The organism is Denitratisoma sp. DHT3 (genome assembly GCF_007833355.1).
Classification (GTDB): domain Bacteria; phylum Pseudomonadota; class Gammaproteobacteria; order Burkholderiales; family Rhodocyclaceae; genus Denitratisoma.
In genome coordinates this window covers 1,753,090-1,769,738 of sequence record NZ_CP020914.1, presented here as the reverse complement: position 1 = coordinate 1,769,738, position 16,649 = coordinate 1,753,090, and the positions used below count along the sequence as shown (strand labels likewise).

At 64.9% G+C, this 16,649-nt stretch carries 15 protein-coding genes and 1 tRNA gene; all 16 read left to right on the top strand.

Annotated elements, in window-relative coordinates:
• Positions 1-30: 30 nt before the first annotated feature.
• The 16 genes from B9N43_RS08145 to B9N43_RS08070 all read left to right on the top strand — a co-directional run bounded on the left by B9N43_RS08145 (position 31) and on the right by B9N43_RS08070 (position 16,639).
• Positions 31-107 (top strand) — tRNA-Pro (locus tag B9N43_RS08145).
• 363 nt (positions 108-470) lie between these two features.
• Positions 471-1,664 (top strand): CaiB/BaiF CoA transferase family protein, encoded by a 1,194-nt coding sequence (locus tag B9N43_RS08140; protein ID WP_145840653.1) that lies wholly within the window; start codon positions 471-473, stop codon positions 1,662-1,664.
• 19 nt (positions 1,665-1,683) lie between these two features.
• The gene (locus B9N43_RS08135) at positions 1,684-2,895 is read left to right on the top strand and encodes a CaiB/BaiF CoA transferase family protein (RefSeq protein ID WP_145840652.1); all 1,212 of its coding nucleotides are present in this window, start codon (positions 1,684-1,686) and stop codon (positions 2,893-2,895) included.
• Positions 2,896-3,023: 128 nt separating this feature from the next.
• Positions 3,024-3,923 carry an enoyl-CoA hydratase-related protein gene (locus tag B9N43_RS08130; RefSeq protein ID WP_145841774.1) on the top strand — a complete coding sequence of 300 codons (900 nt, stop codon included), beginning with the start codon at positions 3,024-3,026 and terminating at the stop codon, positions 3,921-3,923.
• Between the two features lie 43 nt (positions 3,924-3,966).
• Positions 3,967-5,130, top strand: coding sequence for a thiolase C-terminal domain-containing protein (locus B9N43_RS08125; RefSeq protein ID WP_145841773.1), 1,164 nt, complete (start codon positions 3,967-3,969; stop codon positions 5,128-5,130).
• 12 nt (positions 5,131-5,142) lie between these two features.
• Entirely contained in the window at positions 5,143-5,556 is a 414-nt protein-coding gene (locus B9N43_RS08120) for a Zn-ribbon domain-containing OB-fold protein (RefSeq protein WP_186454034.1), read from the top strand.
• 33 nt (positions 5,557-5,589) lie between these two features.
• Positions 5,590-6,369 (top strand): enoyl-CoA hydratase-related protein, encoded by a 780-nt coding sequence (locus B9N43_RS08115; protein WP_145841771.1) that lies wholly within the window; start codon positions 5,590-5,592, stop codon positions 6,367-6,369.
• A gap of 36 nt (positions 6,370-6,405) precedes the next feature.
• Positions 6,406-7,089: an NADPH-dependent F420 reductase gene (gene npdG, locus B9N43_RS08110; RefSeq protein WP_145841770.1), complete on the top strand. Its 684-nt coding sequence runs from the start codon at positions 6,406-6,408 to the stop codon at positions 7,087-7,089.
• Between the two features lie 104 nt (positions 7,090-7,193).
• Positions 7,194-8,168, top strand: coding sequence for an amidohydrolase family protein (locus tag B9N43_RS08105; protein ID WP_145841769.1), 975 nt, complete (start codon positions 7,194-7,196; stop codon positions 8,166-8,168).
• Positions 8,169-8,433: 265 nt separating this feature from the next.
• Positions 8,434-9,666 carry a CaiB/BaiF CoA transferase family protein gene (locus B9N43_RS08100; RefSeq protein ID WP_145841768.1) on the top strand — a complete coding sequence of 411 codons (1,233 nt, stop codon included), beginning with the start codon at positions 8,434-8,436 and terminating at the stop codon, positions 9,664-9,666.
• 204 nt (positions 9,667-9,870) lie between these two features.
• Positions 9,871-11,052 carry an acyl-CoA dehydrogenase family protein gene (locus tag B9N43_RS08095; RefSeq protein WP_145841767.1) on the top strand — a complete coding sequence of 394 codons (1,182 nt, stop codon included), beginning with the start codon at positions 9,871-9,873 and terminating at the stop codon, positions 11,050-11,052.
• A gap of 13 nt (positions 11,053-11,065) precedes the next feature.
• Positions 11,066-12,226 (top strand): CaiB/BaiF CoA transferase family protein, encoded by a 1,161-nt coding sequence (locus B9N43_RS08090; RefSeq protein ID WP_145841766.1) that lies wholly within the window; start codon positions 11,066-11,068, stop codon positions 12,224-12,226.
• A gap of 60 nt (positions 12,227-12,286) precedes the next feature.
• Positions 12,287-12,808 (top strand): MaoC family dehydratase N-terminal domain-containing protein, encoded by a 522-nt coding sequence (locus tag B9N43_RS08085; RefSeq protein ID WP_145841765.1) that lies wholly within the window; start codon positions 12,287-12,289, stop codon positions 12,806-12,808.
• Positions 12,805-13,290, top strand: a complete 486-nt coding sequence (locus B9N43_RS08080; protein WP_145841764.1) for a MaoC/PaaZ C-terminal domain-containing protein — start codon at positions 12,805-12,807, stop codon at positions 13,288-13,290. Before B9N43_RS08085 ends, B9N43_RS08080 begins: the two co-directional genes overlap by 4 nt.
• A 69-nt stretch (positions 13,291-13,359) precedes the next feature.
• Positions 13,360-14,523 carry an acyl-CoA dehydrogenase family protein gene (locus tag B9N43_RS08075; RefSeq protein WP_145841763.1) on the top strand — a complete coding sequence of 388 codons (1,164 nt, stop codon included), beginning with the start codon at positions 13,360-13,362 and terminating at the stop codon, positions 14,521-14,523.
• Between the two features lie 94 nt (positions 14,524-14,617).
• Complete coding sequence (locus tag B9N43_RS08070; RefSeq protein ID WP_145841762.1) at positions 14,618-16,639, top strand: CoA transferase; 2,022 nt, start codon at positions 14,618-14,620, stop codon at positions 16,637-16,639.
• Positions 16,640-16,649: the final 10 nt, after the last annotated feature.

Here is a 16,649-nt window from a genome sequence, read left to right as displayed (position 1 = left end):
CCGGAAGCTCTGATATAATGCGCAGCCTGTCGGGGCGTAGCGCAGCCTGGTAGCGCACTTGCATGGGGTGCAAGGGGTCGCGAGTTCGAATCCCGCCGCCCCGACCAATTAGTTTCAAGCAAAAAGGCCACTCTTCGGAGTGGCCTTTTTGCTTTTGCGCTGCTTTCGTGTCGCACGAGGAGCACCCCCTCGGCAGCACGGGTTTCGGAGCAACTTGTCCTGCGCCGGTATGCTGAGCCAGGATGCAAACACGTCATGGTTGTTCGTCCCTAAAAGAGACCGAGGTGTCCGGAAATGCATCGTGTAGGGGAGTGTGGGTTGATTGTGATGGAGGGGAGGTGGGTTTATTCTTTGGAGCTGTTTTGGAGCATGAAACCGAGTCGACCGGAGAGGCCCCCCGAGTCGGCCCCTGAGTTGACCTGAGAGCAGAGGCTAGGGCATACGCGGCACCGCCTCTGAGAGGAGAGCCCATGAGCCGTGCGCTAGAAGACGTCATCGTCCTGGACCTGACCCGGCAATTCTGCAGCGCCCTGTCGTCCGCCTTCCTGGCGGATTTTGGCGCGCGGGTGATACGCCTGGACCTGTTGCCATTTGCTGCCCCGCCGCAAACCGAAACGCCGCCGGGCTGGAACCACGAAGCCGACCTGATCCACCGCAACAAGGAGAGCCTGGCGCTCGAGCCGAGGAGCGAGCGGGGCCAGGCCCTGCTGCGGGAACTGCTGGCCAAGGCCGACGTCATCGTCACCGACTGGCAGCGGGACGAACTGGCCGCCCTGGGACTGGACTACGCCAAAGTCGCCGCGCAGCGCGGCGACATCATCTACGGCCGGCTCTCCGGCTTCGGCCCCGTCGGGCCGGACGCCGACCTGCCGGCCATCGACGAGTTGGCGGCGGCGCGCACCGGCATGATGCCCATCCTGCAACAGCCCGGCCAGCCGCCCGTGTATACCGGCGCCGGCGCCATGCACGCCGCCGTCATGCTCGCCTTCGGCGTCGTCACCGCGCTCACCCACCGCCTCGACAGCGGCGAAGGCCAGGAAGTCGACGTCTCCCTGTTCGGCGCCAACATGTACGGCGCCGCCCTCGACCTCCAGGCCTTCCTCGCCATCGGCAAGGGCGAGCGCCTCCTGAACCCCATCTCGCGCCTGGACGTCTCCAACCCCATGTCCGGCGCCATGTACCCCAGCGCCGACGGCCGCTGGGTGACCCTGACCATGCCCGACACCGACCGCTGGTGGCCGGTGTTCTCCGCCATGATGGGCATCGCATCGGACGACCCGCGCTTCGACACCCACGACAAGCGCACCGAGATCAACCGCCTGGCCCTGATCCAGGAACTGGAGCGGGCCTTCCAGAAGCAAAGCGGCGCCTACTGGCGCCAGGCCTTCATGGACAACCAGATGTCGGCCGACGTCATCGAACAGTTCGACTACCCGGCCAACGACCCGCAGGTGAAAGCCAACCGCTACATCCTCGAACTGGAGCACCCCAGCCACGGCAAAATCAAAACCCTGGGCTTCCCCATCTTCATGAGCGCAAGCCCGGCGCGGCTGGAGAAACTGGCGCCGGCCCTCGGCCAGCACAGCGCCCAGGTGCTGAGCGAAGTCCTGGGCTACAGCGAAGACGCCATCTACCAACTGACGTCCGCCGGCGTCGTCGCCTGAGTCGGGAGGAACACAGCACATGGCAAAGAAAGCATTGGACGGCATCCGCGTCATCGACCTGACCGTCTGGTTCCAGGGCCCCGTCTCGGCCCAATACCTGGCCGACTTCGGCGCCGACGTGATCAAGGTCGAACGGCCCCAGGGCGGCGACCAGGGGCGCGGCGTGCGCAGCATCAAATCCCTGGAAGTGGGCGACTGGAACCAATACTTCCTGGTGATCAACCGTAACAAGAAAAGCATCGCCATCGACCTGAAGAAACCCGAAGGCCAGGAAATCCTCTACCGGCTGGTGGAGAAATCCGACGTCTTCCTCTCCAACCTGGCGCCGGAAATGCTGAACGGCTGGGGCCTGTCCTACGAGAAACTGTCGTCGATCAACCCCAGCCTGATCTACGCCACCAACACCGGCTACGGCCGCTTCGGCGGCGTCTCCAAGCCCTCCTTCGACATGACCGTGCAGGCCCTGACCGGCGCCATGGCGCGGCTGGGCGAACCGGGCCAGCCCCCCATCTACCTGGGCATGGGCTCGGGCGACGCCTACGGCGGCATCATGTCCGCCCTGGGCATCCTGCTGGCGCTGTACCAGCGGAAGCGCACCGGCCAGGGCCAGAGCCTGGACGCGTCGCTGTACGGCGCGCAACTGTACCTGGCGGCGCCCTACCTGCAATCCTTCCTCGCCGGCCACCCGGAGGCCGCCCTGCAGCACTCGCGCAAGGAAGTGGAGAACCCCCTGTGGAACCTCTACCCCACCGCCGGCAAATGGGTGTACCTGTGCGAGAAGAACGAAGACGTGCGCTTCGCCGCCCTGTGCCGGGCGCTGAAGGCGGACGACCTGGGCAAGGACAGCCGCTTCGCCACGGCGGAGGGCCGGCGCCGGCACAACGAGGCGCTGATCGAAGTGATCGAGGCCCACACCCTCAAATTCGACCATGGATCCCTGATGGCGGCCCTGCAGGCCGAAGACCTGATCGCCAGCCCGATCAACAACCTGGCCGACGTGATCAAGGACGAACAGGCGTGGCAGAACCGGTACTTCATGAAAGCCTACTGCGAGGAAGTGCAGCGCGAAGTGGAGGTGCGCGGCCTGCCGGTGACCCTGTCGAAGACGCCGGGCGAGATCAACAGCCTGGGGCCGCAACTGGGCCAGGACACCGAAATCCTGATGATGGAACTGCTGGGCTACGAATGGGAGGAAATCGAGGCCCTGAAGGCCAAGGGCGCCATCCCCTGAGTGTGTTCCTGAGCGCCGCGCCGCGGCGCACGAAGTTCCCCTTTCCCGCCCGCGGGAGAGGGGCTAGGGGTGAGGGTGATTGCATGCTTACCCAACCCGATTCAAAGAAAAACCGATAGAGGAAGAACATGAGCTGGACAGTGTGGAGCGGAGTGACGGGCGAGGGCCTGGACAACTTCAAGGAGATCATTTACGAGAAGAAGCACCACCAGGGCCTGGGCGGCGGGGTGGCGCGGATCAGCCTGAACAAGCCGGAGAAGATGAACACCCTGACCTTGTCCACGGTGGATGAGATGTTCCGGGCGTTCTACGACGCGAACCACGACCCCTCGATCGGGGTGATCGTGGTGGCGGCCAAGGGCAAGCACTTCGGCGCCGGCGGCGACGTGGACTGGGAGCGCTGGGGCCTGCGGGAAGCCTTCTACAACCGCTATCCGCACAACCGGCTGATGCGCATGTCGAGGAAGCCGATCATCGCCCAGGTGCAGGGCTACTGCATCGCCGGGCACAACCACATGGCGTACTGCTGCGACTTCACGATCGCGGCGGACAACGCGATCTTCGGCCAGGCGGGCCCGCGGGTGTCGTCGCCGGCGGACGGTTTCTTCGTGCCCTACCTGACCAAGGTGGTGGGGGCGAAGAAGGCGCGCGAGATGTGGATGCTGTGCCGCAAGTACAAGGCGCCGGAGGCGCTGGCGATGGGGCTGATCAACACCGTGGTGCCGCTGGAGCAGCTGGAGCAGGAAGTCGACCAGTGGTGCGAGGAGATGCTGTCGGTGAGCCCGGGCTGCCTGGAGGTGCTGAAGGCGGCGTTCGACCAGGAGATGGACGGCTACAAGGAATCGTGCGTGACGTCGGCGGCGCTGTATCCGGACTGGTTCGACATGCCCGAGGGCAAGGAAGGCGGCGCGGCCTTCGTCGAGAAGCGCAAGGCCGAGTTCTGGTCCATCCGCCAGAAGGAGGCCGACATGCGCCAGCAGTTGCTCGCCGAGTATGAGCAGTTGCAGGCCGAGCGCAAGAAGGACTGATGCGGAGATTACCGCAGGACGAGAACTGAATAACGGAGCGAGTATGTTGAAAGACAAGGCCTGTATCGTCGGCATCGGGGACACTCCGGTCTGCCGCAAACCCGGTTCCGGGCTTTCCGAGATGGGTATCCAGCTCAAGGCGGCGGTGGCCGCCCTGGCGGATGCCGGACTCAAGGCATCCCAGATCGACGGCATCATGCCCTTTCCCAACCTTGGCAAGGCCGAGGCCTTCGCCGCCAACCTGGGTTGCACCAATCTGCGCTTCGCCGCCACCCTGAACATGGGCGGCGCCGCCCCCACAGCCTCGATCCGCGCCGCGGCGATGGCGGTAGCGACCGGCGTGGCCGATTACGTGATGGTGCCGGCGGGTTGGAACGGCTTCTCCGGGGCGCGGGTGCGGGAGACCTCGGTCAACGATCCCGACGCCATTCCCGGCGCCCGGATCGCCCGCGATTACTACATGCCCTTCGGCCTCACCGCGCCGCCCCAGTGGTACGCCCTGATGGCGCGGCGCCACATGCATGAATACGGTACCACCCATGAGCAGTTGGGTGCGGTGGCGCTGGCGATGCGCAAGCACGCCCAGTTGAATCCGACCGCGCTGATGCATGGCAAGCCGTTGACCATGGCCGACTATCTGGCCTCGCCGATGATCGCCGACCCCTACCGGCTTCTCGACTGCTGCGTCGAGACGGACGGCGCGGCGGCCTTCATCGTCACCAGCGTCGAACGCGCGCGGGACCTGAAGCAGAAACCCATCTACATCATGGGCGCGGCCGCGGGCCAGCCCTATCCGGCGGACGAGATCACCAACCGTCCCGAATTCCATCGCACCGGCCTCACCAATGCGGCGCCCGAGGCGTTCCGCATGGCGGGCATCACCCCGGTCGACGCGGACTTCGCGCAGATCTACGACTGCTTCACCTTCGAGGTGATCCAGCAGCTGGAGGAAGCCGGTTTCTGCAAGCGCGGCGAGGGCGGCGCCTTCGTCGAGAACGGCGGCATCGAGCTGGGCGGGCGCCTGCCGGTGAACACCCACGGCGGCCTCCTGTCGCACGCCCATACCCTGGGCATCGGCCATGTGGTGGAAGCCGTGCGCCAGTTGCGCGGCGAGGCCGGCGAGCGGCAAGTGAAGGGCGCCGAGATCGGCGTCGTCACCGGTTGGGGCGACTTCGGCGATGGCAGCATCGCCATCCTGCGGCGCTGAGGAGGAATGGAAATGACAGAGATGAGCTACGACAAGCCCCTGCCGGCGATGGAAGGCCTGAGCAAGGAGTTCTACGACTGGTGCCGCCAGGGCGAACTGCGCTTCCAGCGCTGCAAGTGCTGCGGCACTTTCCGCCACGTGCCGCGGGAGATCTGCGCTCAATGCACCTCCTTCGACTGGGAGTGGGTGCGTTCCAGCGGCAAGGGCACGATCTTCACCTGGACCGTGGTGGCGCGCGCGCTGCATCCGGCCTTCGGCGATGCGGCGCCCTATGCGCCGGTGGTGGTGGAGATGGAAGAGGGTGTTCGCGTTTTGACCCAGATGGTCGATTGCCCGCCCGAGGAACTGAAAATCGGCATGCCGGTCCAGGTAAACTTCAAGGCCGTGACCGCAGACGTGACCCTGCCTTATTTCCGCCGGGCCTGATTCGAAGACAAACAACGAGAGAGGACGAAAGCCATGGCACTGACCCTGCCGCCCACCTTTACCTACGAGAAGCGGGGCCGTATCGCCCTGATGACCATCAACCGCCCCGAGGCGATGAACTCCTTCACCAAGGAGATGCTGATCGGCATGGATGCGGCGTTCGACGACTTCAACGCCGATCCCGATCTGTGGGTGGCGGTGATCACCGGCGCCGGCCAGAAGGCATTCTGCGCCGGCATGGACCTGAAGGACGCCCTGCCGGCCATCGCCGGGGGCGATTCGATGGGCTACGAGGATCCGGCCAAGCGCCCGTTCCAGAACATCTACAAGCCCATCATCGCCGCGGTCAATGGCGTCTGCATCGCCGGCGGCCTGGAGTTTCTGCAGGGCATGGACATCCGCATCGCCGCCGAGAACGCCATCTTCGGCCTGGGTGAAGTGCGCTGGGGCGTGGTGCCGGCGGGCGGCACCCACATCCGCCTGCCGCAGCAGATTCCCTGGGCGGTGGCGATGGAGCTGCTGCTGACGGGCAACAACATCGATGCCAAGCGCGCCTACGACATCGGCCTGATCAACAAGATCGTGCCCGCCGACAAGCTTTTGGACGAGGCCTTGGCCTGGGCCGAGAAGATCTGCCAGAACGGCCCCTTGGCGGTGCGCACCGCCAAGGAGATCGCGGTGCGTGCGCTCAACAACGAGCCCAAGTTCGTGCTGGAGAAGACCATGTCGGCGCGCGTCTTCCAGTCCGAGGACGCCAAGGAAGGGCCCCGCGCCTTCGCCGAGAAGCGCAAGCCCAACTACACCGGCCGCTGATTCCGCCGCCGTGTTCCAATCCATAAAGGAAATTCCATGAGTGAAGACAAGAAGCCCGTCATCGCGATTCTCGGCGGCACGGGCGATCTGGGCACCGGTCTGGCACGGCGCTGGGCCCAGGCCGGCTACGAGGTGATCATCGGCTCGCGCACCCAGGACAAGGCCGAAGCCGCCGCCGCCGACCTGAAGAAGACCATGGCCGAGCGCGGCGTTGCCGCCGTGCAGGTCAAGGCCATGGACAATCTGGCCGCTGCCCGGGCCGCCGACATCGTGGCGATGACGGTGCCTTTCAGTCACCAGACCGGCACGCTGGAGTCGGTGAAGGAAGCGCTGCAAGGCAAGATTCTGATCGACGTGACGGTGCCTCTGGTGCCGCCCAAGGTGGCCCGGGTGCAACTGCCGCTCCAGGGTTCCGCCGGCCAGATCGCCCAGGAACTGCTGGGCGACAATGTGCGCGTGGTGTCGGCCTTCCAGAACGTGGCGGCCCATCACTTGCAGGAAGGCCAGGGCCTCGAGTGCGACGTGCTGGTCTGCGGCGATTCCAAGGAGGCGCGGGCCGAGGTGATCAAGCTGGTGGAAGCGGCCGGCATGCGCGGATTTCATGCCGGAAGCATCGCCAACGCGGCCGCCGTCGAAGCCATGACCTCGGTGCTGATTTTCGTCAATAAGCAGTACAACTGCCACGCCGGCATCCGCGTGACGGGGCTGGAGGCGCATTGAGTGGCATGAGAAGGGGCCGCTGACCGGCCCCTGGAAATTGCAGCAACACCCCGACGGAAGCGGATTTGAAGCCGTGACCACAAACCAAGAAGAGAGGAGCAAAGATGAGTCGTCCCGATTATTTCATTGCAATGACCGAGTTCCACTTCATGAATCTTCAGACCATGAGCGAGATCGGTTACTACCCTGGCATGGCCCACTGGCACAGCAGCGTCAACGGTGTGCTGAAGGCGTGGGCCAACGTGGACCTGGACAGCGATTGGCCCGAGCCCCTGGCCGCTCCCTTGATGAAGTACATGGACATGTACGACGTGGACGTGGCCTTCTGCCTGCGCGAGCCGATGATGGACATCACCGGTGGCGTGGTCTCCATGTCCACCAACGGCTTCATGATGCAGCAGATCGAGCCCTATCCCGATCGGATGTACCTGGAAGCCAACGTGGGCCCGGTCATGCGTCGCGGCATCGAGCACGCCAACTGGGAACTGGAATACCTGGTGAAGGAACGGGGCGCCAAGCTGTGCAAGGTGTACGCGCCCGAGGACATCGGTCCCCTGAACGACCGCCGCATGTGGCCGTTCTATGAGAAGGCCTGCGAACTGGGCGTGCCCCTGACCATGCACACCGGCGCCGCCTACGTCTGTCCCCAGCCGGGCTCCCACTGCGAAGTGCGCCAGCTGGACGACATCATGCTGGCCTTCCCCGAATTGAAGGTGATCGCCTATCACGCCGGCTGGCCGAATTCGGAGGAACTGATCGGTCTGTGCGGCAAGCACAAGAACCTCTACATGAGCCTGTCGGGCGTGATCGGCTGGTACCAGCGGGCGCCGTACCGGGGCTACCACACCATTGGCACGGCCTTGCAGTGGATGGACTCCGAGAAGATCGTGCTGGGCTTCGACCTGCCGTTCGATCACCTGGGCCGGGTGGTGGATTACATCGCCGACCTGGAAATGCCCGAGGAACTGCAGAAGAACTGGGGCTACCAGCAACTGACGGAAAAGGACAAGGCCAACATCCTGGGCTTGAACCTGGCCCGCCTGACCGGCATCGAACCCGTCAAGCGTACCAAGAAGTAGGCCTGCGTCTGGGCTGCAATGACCGAGGGGAGCGCTTGCGCTCCCCTTGTTTTTGTCCGGTCCGGTGCGCCGCGAACAGCCGGGAGGCGCCCAAGGCTGACCTGATTTGACTCATAAACGTCCGATTCAGAAGTGGGGTCCACCTCGGACGGCTGGCTTACACTGACGGTTCCGGGAGACGCCGCATGGACCCTGCGGACGCCGTCCCGCAGCGGGGAAATGACGGACCGCCCGCCCCATCAACCCAACCACGAAGATCGCCGACATGAGTAATCAACGCCCACCGCTTGCTGGCCTGCGCATCATCGAAAGCTCCATCCTGGGGCCGGCCGCCATCACAACCGCCTTCGCCGATCTGGGGGCGGACATCATCAAGGTGGAGACGCCCTCCGGAGACTACATCCGCGAAATGACCTGGCCCATCATCGAGGGCGTGTCCTTGATGCACTACCACCTCAACCGGGGCAAGAAGAGCCTCACCCTCGACCTGAAGAAGCCCGAGGCCCAGCAGATCTACAAGGATCTGGTGAAGGACGCCGACGTGGTGATCGAGGCTTCCAAGCCGGGCGCCCTGGCCAAGTACGGGCTGGGCTACGAGGAACTGAAGAAGGTTAATCCCAAGCTCGTCTTCATCACCGTTTCCGGCTACGGCATGACCGGCCCCTACCGCGACATGCCCTCCCACGGCATCGCCTACGACACCTGGTCCGGCGCCGTGATGCCGGCCTATGACGAAGAGGGCTTCTGCTACATCCCCGAACACGTCGGGATCGGCATCAACGCCGCGCCCCTGTTCGGCGGCCTGGCGGTGCTGGCGGCGGTGATCCGCGCCCGCGAAAGCGGCGAGGGCTGCTTCATGGAACTGGCCCAATCCGATGCCGCTGCCGCCTTCGACTGGTACCGCAGCGAGAGCTACATGGCCTATGCCCGTCCCGAGGACGTGGTGACCGGCAACAAGGCCGACGGCTGGAAGCGCCGTCCCGTCGCCACCGCCGGCATGAAGGAAGGCGTGCGCTACCAGCTCTACGAATCCGCCGACGGTCACGTGCTGTTCATGGCCTCGGAGCAGGCCTTCTGGAAGAACTTCTGCGAGGGCGTCGGCCGCATGGACCTGTTCGAGAAGTGGCCCGGTTCCAAGTATGCCGACCACGCCCGCGGCAACCGGGAACTCCAGGCCGTGCTGCGGGACATCTTCAAGACCAGAACCACCAAGGAGTGGCTGGACTTCAGCGTCAAGATCAACACGCCGATCGCACCGGTGAACACGCCCAGGAACATCGTGGACGACCCTCAGTTCCAGGACCGTTTCAAGATCATGCATCACGAGGCGCACGGCGCCGACATGCTGGGCTTCCCGGTGAAGTTCGTCGGCGAGGAACTGCCCGAGCCGGCCAAGGCGCCGACCGTCGGGCAGCATAGCGATGAAGTGCTGAAGAAGACCCTCGGCTACGACGATGCCAAGATCGCCGAGGTGCGCCAGAAGGGCGTGCTGGGTTGATCGGGCGAGGGCCGGGGTGGTGTCCAATCTGGCCCTTTCAGATATTTAATAGGCCGATTCAGATGTCGCGGTTGTGCTTGTGGCCCGAAATCCCCTCGCTACAATCGAGACGAATCGGTCCGGCGCGGAAGCTTTCCGCGTTGCGGGCAGGGCGTCGATGCCGGCCTGGATTGTCATGCAACATTCACCAGATGGGGGCGAATCATGGATTTTGAATTCTCTGAAAAAGAAAAGCAGTTTCTGCGGGAAGTGGATGAATTCCTGAAGGCGAACTACGACCCGAATGTAATGGATGTCACGCGGGAGAACATGGCCCAGGTGTGCGACACCCCCGAGCGCCGCGCCTTCATGAAGAAGATCGCCGAGCGCGGCTGGCTGGGCATCACCTGGCCCAAGGAGTACGGCGGCCAGGACGGTGAAGGTTTCTACGAGTACCTGCTGAACGAGAAATTGTCCTCCGTGGGCGCCCCCCAGATCGGCAAGGGCGTGGGCATCATCGGCAAGACCCTGATCAAGGTGGGTTCCGAGAAGCTGAAAAAGGAATTCCTGCCCCAGATCCTGGACGCCAAGATCGAATTCGCCGTGGGCTATTCCGAGCCCAGCGCCGGCTCCGATTCCGCCGCGATGCGCCTGAAGGCCGAGAAAAAGGAAGGCGGCTGGTTGCTGAACGGTCAGAAGGTGTTCACCACCTCGGCCCACTTCGCCGACTGGTACTGGGTCGGCGCGCGCACCGACCCCGACGCGCCCAAGCACCACGGCATCTCCCTGTTCCTGATCCGCATGGACGACCCCGGCCTGACCATCCAGCCGATGTACACCATGGGTGGCGAGCGGACCAACGCGGTGTTCTTCGACAACGTCTTCGTCCCCGACGATTACGTGGTCGGCCAGCTCAACAAGGGCTTCCAGTACATCGCCGAGGCGCTGGACATCGAGCGCTTCACGCTGTTCACCTTCTCCCCGATCCGCGGCCGTACCGAACTGCTGTGCGATTTCGTCAAGAACGGCAAGAAGGACGGCAAGCCCTTGAAGGACGACAAGGTGATCCGGCAGAAGGTCGCCCAACTGGCTACCGAGTGCGAAGTGGCTCGCCTCCTGGGTGTGCGTTTCGTCGATACCGCGATCAACAGCGACAAGGCGCCGACGGTGGCGGCTTCCCACTACAAGCTCTACGCGACGGAACTGTCGCGCCGCGTCGCCGACGCAACCATGGATATCGTCGGCCCCGGTGCCCAGTTGGCGCTGCGCACCGAGGATGCGCCGTTGAAGGGCCGTCCCGAGAGCTGCTACACCTACTGCGTGATCGACACCGTCGGCGGCGGTTCTTCCGAAGTGCAGAAGAACATCATCGCCACCCGCGGCCTGGGCCTGCCCCGCAACTTCTGATCCGGTGACGGGCATGGCATTCCTTTCAGGCTTTACCGTTCTCGACCTCGCCAGCGTCGGCCCGGCGGCCCGGGCTTCGCGCATCCTGGCCGACTACGGCATGAACATCGTCAAGGTCGCGCCGGTTGCCGCCAAGAGCGGCAAGCAGGTCGATCCGGTGTTCCACGCCTACGGCGCGGGGCGTGGCTGCCAGAAGATCCGGGTGGATCTGAAGACCGACGAGGGGCGCGGCGTCATCCAGCGCCTGGCCAAGAGCGTCGATGTGGTCATCGAGAGCTACCGCCCCGGCGTGGCGGCGCGTCTGGGAGTCAGTTACGAGGATCTGAAGGCGATCAATCCCAAGCTGATCTACTGCTCCACCAGCGGCTACGGCCAGGATGGCCCCTACGCCCAGTGGGTGGGTCATGACATCAACTACCTGGCGGTGGGCGGCTTTCTTGGTTGCAGCGGCCGCGATGGGCAGGGGCGTCCCGCGATTCCCGGCGCCACGGCGGCGGACAGCGCCGGCGGCGGCATGCAGGCGGCGATGGGCATCATGGCTGCCCTGGTGAGTCGCACCAAGACCGGGACGGGCACCTACCTGGACGTTTCCATCACCGATGGCGTACTGAACCTGATGTCGCTGTATCTGGACCAGTATCTGGCCGTGGGGGAGGAAACCAAGCCCAACAACGGCGTGCTGACCGGCAAATATGCCTGGTACGGCGTCTATGCCACGGGCGACGGCAAGCACATTTCGGTCGGCGCCATCGAAGGCCATTTCTACAAGAACCTCTGCCGCCTGATGGGGTTGGAACAGTACAGCGACAGCCAGTACGACAGCGGCAAGCAGGACGAGATGAAGCAGGCGTTCCAGGATCGCTTCCTCACCAAGAGCCGCGACGAGTGGGTGGATATCCTGGCCGGCAGCGATACCTGCGTGGCGCCGGTGCTGAGCATTGCCGAAGTGACGGCCGATGCCCATCTGCGTTCCCGCCACTGCTTCATGCGGGCCAATCACCCCGAGCGGGGCGGCTTCGAGCAATTGGGGCCGGTGCTGGCCGGCGGCGAGCGCGATCAGCCGGTTCATCAGGTCAGCCCCGCGGGGGCCACCGATACCGACGAGGTGCTCTCCGCCGGTGGTTTTTCCGCCGAGGAAATCGCGGCGCTGCGTCAGTCGGGCAGTGTCGAGTGATCGATGGAGGCTTGTGGCGTTCCCCGGGAGCCCGCAAGCCGTCTTGATAAGGATCGATACATGGTAGAGATCAAGGAAATTCCGCCGGAGGTCTCGGCGCTGATCGGCAAAGTCCAGTACGAGGAAAAGACGACCTTCCCCATCGAGATGGGCTATGTCTACACTTCCTGCGCCTCGGTGCAGAACGGCAATCCCTTGTACTGGGAACCCGCGGTGGCCGAAGAGCTCACCGGTGGCCCCATCACTCCGCCGACCTTGCTGTCGGCCTGGTTCCGGCCCCATTACTGGCGGCCGGGCACCACGGGCGAGCAACTGGCGCTGCAGGCCCACTTCGACCTGAAGCGCCTGCTGGACCTGCCCGAGGCGATCATCGCGGGCAGCGAGAGCGTATTCGGCGAGCCGGTGCGTCCGGGCGATGTGCTCACCACCTACCAGGTGGTCCGTTCCATCAGCGAACCCAAGACCACCAAGGTCGGGCACGGGCGCTTCTGGGTCATCGACGTCACGGTCGTCAACCAGCGTGGCGAATGGGTGGGTACCGATACCTACGACTGCTTTGGTTACCGGAGGCCGCAACAATGAGCGTGAATACCGCAAGCCGCCTGGCCACCGAGGTCAATGAGGGCGACGCGCTGCCCGTGCTGGAGCACGACGTGACCGCGACCACCGTGGTGCTGGGCGCCCTGGCGACCCGCGACTGGCGCCCCATGCACCATGACCGCGACTTCGCCATCAAGCGCAACGGCGTCAGGGACATCTTCATCAACACCCCCAACAACTCCGCCTGGTTCGAGCGCTACATCACCGACTGGACGGGACCGAAAGGACGCCTGGGGCGGATGAAGTTCAAGATGCGCAGCTCCGTCTTCCCGGGCGATCACATGGTGATGTCGGGCAAGGTGACCAAGGTGTCCACGGATGATGCCGGCTGCCAATGGGTCGAGCTGGATCTGGCCGTATCCGTGGAAGGCAAGGTGTGTACGGAATGCAAGGCGCGGGTGGCGTTGCCCGGCGATGCCGGCGACAACCCGTGGAGCCGCAAGGGGGAGCGCTGGAAACCCTGAGCGTGAAGCCGGGGTGGAGAGCGATCCGAAGTTCCGAAAACGATTTCAAATATTTTAGAGACGAGTGCCATGGACCTGAAATTTTCCGAAGAGCAGAACATCCTGCGCGACATGACCCGCAACCTGTGCGCCGACTACAGCACGGTGGCCGTGGTGCGCAAGCTGGAGAACGATCCGATCGGCGTGCCCGATGATCTGTGGAAGCACATGGCCGAAACCGGCCTCCTCAGCATCCTGTTGCCCGAATCCCTGGGCGGCGCGGGCTTCAACATGCTCGACTGCGCCGTGATCTACGAGGAGCTGGGCCGCGCCATCGCCCCCGGACCCTACTTCGCCAGCTCCGTGATGAGCGTCCTGGCGCTGCGCAACGCCGGCAGCGAAGCTCAGCAGCAGGCGCTGCTGCCCGGCATCGGCAGCGGCGAGACCATCGTCTCCATCGCCTGGCTCGAACCCGACAACGGCTTCGGCCCCGAAGGCGTGCAGATGAAGGCCGAGAAGACCGCCGACGGCTACCGTCTGAACGGCGTCAAGCGCCATGTCTTCCACGCCAAGGCCTCCCGGAAGCTGATCGTCCTGGCCCGCACCGGGGACGCCACCGAGGCCGTCGATCTCTTCCTGGTGGACACCAACGCCGCCGGCGTCACCCTGCACCAGCACAAGACCATGGCCTCCGACACCCAGTACCGGGTCAGCTTCGACAACGTCGCCGTGAGCGAGGCCGACCGCATCGGCGCGGCCGGCAGCGGCTGGAAGACCTGGGAGGCCGCCATGTACGACGGCATCATCCTGCAGGCCGCCTGGGCGGCCGGCGGCGCCGAGCGCGCCCTGGAGATCACCGTGCAGTACTCCAAGGACCGCGAACAGTTCAACAAGCCCATCGGCGCCTTCCAGTCCCTGGCCCACTACATGGCCGACGCCAGCGCCGTGGTCGATGGCGCCAAGGTGCTGGTGTATGAAGCCGCCTGGGCGCGTGCCACGGGCAAGTCGACCCAGCGTCTGGCGCCCATGGCCAAGCTCTTCGCCTGCAAGGCATTCAAGGACGTGACCCACATGGCGCAGCAGGTGCATGGCGGCATCGGCTTCACCCTGGACTACGACATCCAGCTGTTCTACCGCCGCGCCAAGCAGCATCAGATGAACTGGTGGGATGCCCGCTATCTGGAGGATCTGATCGCCGCCGACATCCTCGACAGCGATGCGCCCCGCACCATCGACGATCCTTTCACCGTCTGATCGGGCTTTTGTGCAGCGACCGGGCGGCCATGGCCGCCCGTTGCGCTATTAGGGACCGGTTCGCCGCGCCGCCTTCGGAGACGCTGGATTCATCATGCCCAACCCCAATCCGCACTATGGCTCAGGCGTGTTCCGCCGCCGCCTGCGCCTCGACGCCGGCTCGGACCAGGTCCGGGTCGAGCTGGAGGATTGCAACCATGCCTTCCGCCTGACCCTGCGCCATGACGGCGAGCGGGTGACGGCGGTGGAACCGGAGGCGGTGCGCCATCCCTTCACCACCTGTCCCGAGGCGCTGGCGGTGATCGGCCGTGTCGTCGGCCATCGCTTGACCGACGGTGCCCAGAGTCTGCGTCAGCGTCTGGTGCCGGGCGACAACTGCACCCACCTGTTCGACATGACGGTGTTGGCCCTGGCGCACGTCGACGATGCCGGACTGACTCGGCTGTACGAGATCGCCGTCGATGACGAGCGGGACGGCGTGACTGCGGCCCGGATTGATTGCGATGGCCGGACGGTCCATGAATGGCGGGTGCGCGCCCACGTCATCGAGCAGCCCGAGGCGCTGGCCGGCCGCCCTTTCATGCGCGGGTTTTTCGCCTGGGCCTCGCAGACTTTCGCCGGCATGGCGCTGGAAGCCGCCACCGCCTTGCAGCGCGGCTATTTCGTCGCCCAGGCGCGGCGCTCCGTGAGCCTGCCGGTGGAACAGCATCCCGCCACGGCGGACGGCATGCCCGATGGCGTCTGTTACTCGTACAATTCCGGTATCGTTCAGCGGGCCCTGCGGATCACCGGCTCGGTTCGCGATTACAGCGCAGGCCCCGAGGGGCTGCTGGATTTCACCCCCGTTACCCAAAACAATTCCGTTTCCCGCGGGAAACCCGGAGGAGCAATGACCGACAAGACAGGCAGGCCCGGCGCCCTGGCCGGCATCAAGGTGGTGGATTTCGGCCAGATGGTGTCAGCGCCCTATTGCGCCAAGCTGTTTTCCGACTACGGCGCCGACGTGATCAAGGTGGAGCCGCCTGGCGGCGACATGGCGCGCCGCATGGGACCGTTCCCCGGCGACGTTCCCCACCCCGAGAAGAGCGGGCTGTATTTCTTCCATAACACCAACAAGCGCGGCATCACCTGCGACGTGGCGAGCGAGGAGGGGCGGACCCTGTTCCTGCGCCTGCTGCAATGGGCCGACGTGCTGATCGAGAACCACCTGCCGCGGCAGATGAAGGAATGGGGCCTCGACTACGAGCGCCTGGTCACGATCAATCCGAAGCTGGTGGTGATCTCCATCACGCCGTTCGGTCAGACCGGTCCCTACGCCGGCTGGAACGGCTACGACCTCAACGCCTACCACCTGACCGGCGCCAGTTCACGCTATTGCGGCCGGCCCGGGGGAATGCCCCTGGAGCACGGCACCTTCTCCGCCGACTACTTCGGCGCCATCAGCGCCGCCACCTGGGGTATGGCGGCGGTCTACGGCCGCGAGCTGGTGGGCGGCGGCCAGCAGGTGGATGTTTCCTGCGCCGAGGCCATCGCCGCCACCTTCGTCGGCGGCCAGAACATCGGCGGCCTGGCCCAGGACGGCATCTTCGACAAGCGTACCGGCGTCGGCATGCCCCAGGGCGCGCCCGCCACGATCATGCCCTGCAAGGACGGCCACGTCTGGATGCTGGCCCTGGAGCCGGGGCAGTGGAACGGCCTGCGCAAGGTGATGGGCGATCCGGAATGGGCCGACCTGGACATCTTCCAGAACATGAAGACGCGCGCCGAGAACGCCGATGTGATCTATTCCTTCCTCCAGGAATGGACCATGGAACACACCAAGATGGAAATCCAGGAAAAATGCCAGGCGGCCGGCTGCCCGATCACCGCGGTGTATACCGTGGCGGAGGCGGCCGAGGAGCCCCACCTCAAGGCGCGGGATTATTTCGTCGACATGGAGCACCCGGAATTGGGCAAGCTGAAGAACCTGGGCGCGCCCTTCAAGCTGCCGGCCTGTCCCGGCGGACCCGAGCGGCCGGCGCCGCTCCTGGGCCAGCACAACGACGAGGTCTACGGCGGCGTCCTGGGGCTGGGCGCGGACGAGATACGCGGCCTGCGGGCGCGGGCGGTCATTTGATTCCCGGTAG